We start from the raw sequence: 3,868 nt of genomic DNA on the forward strand, positions 1-3,868 counted from the left end.
CTGCGAGAAAGAATTTTACAAATGAGAATTCTGCCGCCGCGCGATCTGTACCCGATAGCGATCTGATCTCGGTGCGGGATCTAGTGCTGCGCTACGGACGGAGCGAAATTTTAAATATCCCTAGCCTCGATCTAAATACGAGCGGTATCACGGCGCTTTTGGGCTCCAACGGCAGCGGCAAATCCACGCTACTGCGGATTTTGTCCTTTTTGCAGCGTCCAAGCAGCGGTAGCGTGGAGCTTTGGGGGCAGCGGGCGCCCTCTTTGCAGACGCTGCGGCAGACCTGCTTGCTGCTGCCCGAGCCCGTGCTTTTAAAACGCAGCGTGGAGCAAAATTTTAAATTTGCGCTCAAAAGTCGCGGCGCGCTTGCGGAATTTGACGAGCGGGTGGATGAAGCGCTCGGCCTAACGGGGCTTGATAGAAGTTTTTTATCAAAGAAGCATTTCGAGCTTAGCTCGGGGCAGACGCAGCGCATCGCGTTTGCGCTCGCTCTGGCGCAGCGCGCAAAGCTCTATCTGCTCGACGAGCCGACCAACAGCCTCGATCTTGCCGCTTCCAAGCTCTTTGCGCGCGCGATTTTATTTATGCGAAGCCGCTACGGCTGCGGTTTTATCATCGCCAGCCACGATGAGAAATGGCTCAGCGCGATCGCGCAAAGAAGCGTATTTCTGCATCGCGGCAAGATATGCGAGTTTGAATACAAAAATATCTTTGACGTGCAAAACGGAGCTTTAAAATTTTCGGATGAAATTTCGCTGCGCCTTGAAGAGGGGCTCGCACGCGCCCGCAAAATCGCGATAAATCCGAGTAAAATTTTATTATCCCAAAGCCCATTTGAACGCTGCTTTGCGGGGATTTTGCACTCGGTTTCGCTTCAGTACGGCTCCTCGCTGCTCATCAAGATCAAGGCGGGCGACGTGTTGCTAAAATGCGTCACGGCGCAGGATGAGCGGCGCTGGAGCGCGGGCGAGAGGGTCTATTTCGGATTTGAAAGCGGCGCGTTTTTGGGACTGGAGTAATTCTGCGCGAAGTGCGGATAAGCTTAATTTTGTTTTTAGAATTTTATTCGCGCGGCACCAATAAATTTCATTTCTGCCTCAAATTTTCACTGCGAACCATCTAGCGCGGCGTGCCCGGCGAAACAGAGCGCGAAAATTTGCGTCTTGAAATTTTGAAATTTACAGGCAGGGCTTTACCTAGCGGCGCGGCGTGAAATTTTAAAATTCTAGGCGCGGAATTTCAAATTCTAAATTTTAACTCCGCGGAATTTGCCCGCAAATTTACGAACGAAATTATATGTTACCTTGCAAAGCGTGCCGTCTGCCTGCAGTGCAAAGGCGGAACGATAGTAAGAATTCTATGGCGTAAAACTCGCGTAAAATTGGCGCGGAATTCCGATAAATTTTAAGAACTGTGCGGGATTTTACAAAATTTCACGAGCGCTAAAACAAAACGGAAAAGCTCCAACCTCACGCCGCTTAAATCTTCCCGCCGAACATCTCGTACATCGCCTTTTCCTCGCCCCAAAGCTCGCGGTGCTTTTTGATACAGGATTTTATCGCGCCCGCGAGATAGAGCACGTCGCGCTCAGTGTGCGTGTAGTGCAGGCTCACGCGCACGAAGCCGGGCTTGCTCTCAGGCATGCGCCCCTCCTTGATACCCAGCAGATCGTGAGCGTACGGGCCCGCGCACATCACACCCGCGCGCGTCTGGATATCAAAGTCGTTGCTAAGGCTCGCGGCGAAATCATACGCCGAGACGCCGCGCACGTTAAATGAAAATATCGGCAGCCGCGGCGCGTCCTTTGGAGCGTAGTTTATGATCTCGTCAATGCCTGCTAGCTCGCTCTCAAAAAGCCGCGCGAGCTCGTCCTCGGCGCTTTTTATTTGCTCGAAGCCCACCTCGTTTCGCAGCGCATAAGCCAAATTTGCCCGCATAAGCCCGATGATAGGCGGCGTACCGCCCTCCTCTAGCTGCTCGGGATTTTTCAAAAACACGTGTCCTTCGCGGCTAGCGTAGGCGACCGTCCCGCCCGCGGCAAATGTCGGCACGTCGCTACTGAGCAGCTCTTTTTTGATCGCCAAAAGCCCGCAGCTAGCAGGTCCGCCAAGTAGCTTATGCGGCGAGAGGAAAATCGCGTCGAAATAGTCGCAGTCTAAATTTGCGTGAGAGCTCAGCGCCGCGCAGTCAAAGGCCACGATGCCGCCCGCGGCTCTGATTAGCTCGCTGATCTTTTTATAGTCGCTAACGACGCCCGTGACGTTTGAGGCGGCGCTAAACGAGCCGATGATGCGGCGTGTTGCGTTTAGCTTTAGGATGCGCTCGAGTGCGAGTAGATCGATCTCGCCGCCCTCACTAAGCGGCACGCGCAAGTAGTCGCAAAGCCCCTCGCGAAAGCTAAGTTCGTTTGAGTGGTGCTCGTAGGGCGAAACGAGCACGAGCGGAAGCTGCGCAGCGCGTAAATTTGCCTCGCCGATCGCGCCTCTGGTTGCAGGCGGCAGGTAGATGCCGAGCAACTCCTGAAATTTCTTGATCGCGGCCGTCGCGCCCTGCCCGCAGGCGATGAGATAAAACCGCTCGTCAAGCCCCAGCAGCTTTTTTAGGCTCTCGCGCGCGCCCTCGTAGCGACGCTGCGTGATGATGGCGCTCGAGCTACTATCGGAGTGTGTGTTGGCGTAGGTTTTTAAAACGTCCGCTATCTCGCGCTCTACGAGCTCATAAGCAAGCCCCGAAGCCGCGAAATCAAAATAGTGCACGCCCGGTTTTAGGATGATATTTTTTCGAATTTCGTCTAAGCTTAGCATTTGCGGCCTTTAAAATTTAAGTGGTTAATTATAGTGAAATTTGGATTAATTTAAGGCTTTACGTCCTAGCTGGGAGAAATTTTAACGAGAATTTTAAAATGACCTCGCCTACAATGTTCGGGTTTTTATACTTTTCTCTATCGAACTTCGCCATTGCGCCTCTCCTTATTTGGAATTATTATTGCTATTTGTTTGTATCAAGCTGCGTATTTTTATCTAAGTTTACTACCGTTTCGGTATCGCCATTTTCAAAGTAACTCTTCAAATATGCCAATACCATCTCGAATTCTTTTTCACCGCTTCGCCAAGCTATAAATTTTTTGGTATCTTTAAATGTAGAATTTGCATCAGGGCAATGCTTATCATAAAATTCTTTTTTCATAGGCCTTAGTCTTTCAAATCTCTCTTTCGAAATAGGGACGGTATATCGTTCAGATATCTGATTGATTCTTTCTACTCCTCTGCAATATGATTCATATGTATTACGCAGAAAAAATTCTCTATCACTATAGCATTTATCATATTCTATTTTAAGCAGTTCCCTGGGAGGCTGCCCTTTGACATTATACTTTAAAAGTAAATCTAGCATTTTTTCATAATGCGGCACATAATCAAATAATCTATAATATGTATAATAGTATCTAAACTCCTCTATATAAAATTTTTGATAGCGTTCCTCTTCCGTATTCTTCTTTGTTGCTAATATGCTTTCCTCAGGGACTATATCCGTAAACTCATCGCTTGTTATTACATTCTCATTATTATCATAGCCGTAATAATATTTTGTCACATACCCATTTTTCAATATCATTTCCGCTAGCTCTACAAAATTATTACGAATAACGTACTCAAGAAGCAGGCTTGCATCACTTGAACCCGGGCCCCTATTGTGTTTGGTATAATCGATATGATCTACTTTGTTATTTTTAATATAGATCTTTTTTATATTTGGCGGATATAGGTACATCTGCACCACCTTGACTTCTTCAAATTTAACCCCGTTGTCTAAAAGCAGTCTTACCGCTTTGGTAGCATTATTTTCTATAGCATAAGCCATAGCGGAT

3 protein-coding genes are annotated in these 3,868 nt (G+C 48.3%); 1 reads left to right on the forward strand and 2 read right to left on the reverse strand.

Features of this window, described 5'->3' with window-relative positions; all coding sequences use genetic code 11:
* Positions 1-1,019: tungstate ABC transporter ATP-binding protein TupC (gene tupC / locus Q0095_RS00845; RefSeq protein WP_297880475.1), on the forward strand; the 1,019-nt coding region annotated here is incomplete at its 5' end.
* Between the two features lie 459 nt (positions 1,020-1,478).
* Here the strand turns inward: tupC and Q0095_RS00850 are convergent.
* Together Q0095_RS00850 and Q0095_RS00855 are read right to left on the reverse strand one after the other, a co-directional pair.
* Positions 1,479-2,804, reverse strand: coding sequence for an aminotransferase class V-fold PLP-dependent enzyme (locus Q0095_RS00850; RefSeq protein WP_297880477.1), 1,326 nt, complete (start codon positions 2,802-2,804; stop codon positions 1,479-1,481).
* Between the two features lie 184 nt (positions 2,805-2,988).
* On the reverse strand, positions 2,989-3,868 hold an 880-nt coding region (locus Q0095_RS00855; protein WP_297880479.1), incomplete at its 5' end, for a hypothetical protein.

Origin of the sequence: uncultured Campylobacter sp., from assembly GCF_938045535.1 — a bacterium.
Classification (GTDB): Bacteria; Campylobacterota; Campylobacteria; order Campylobacterales; family Campylobacteraceae; genus Campylobacter_B.

Excerpts from the sequence above, each read along its gene's own strand:
- Q0095_RS00850 (WP_297880477.1), bottom strand. The coding sequence starts at position 2,804 with ATGCTAAGCTTAGACGAAATTCGAAAAAATATCATCCTAAAACCGGGC.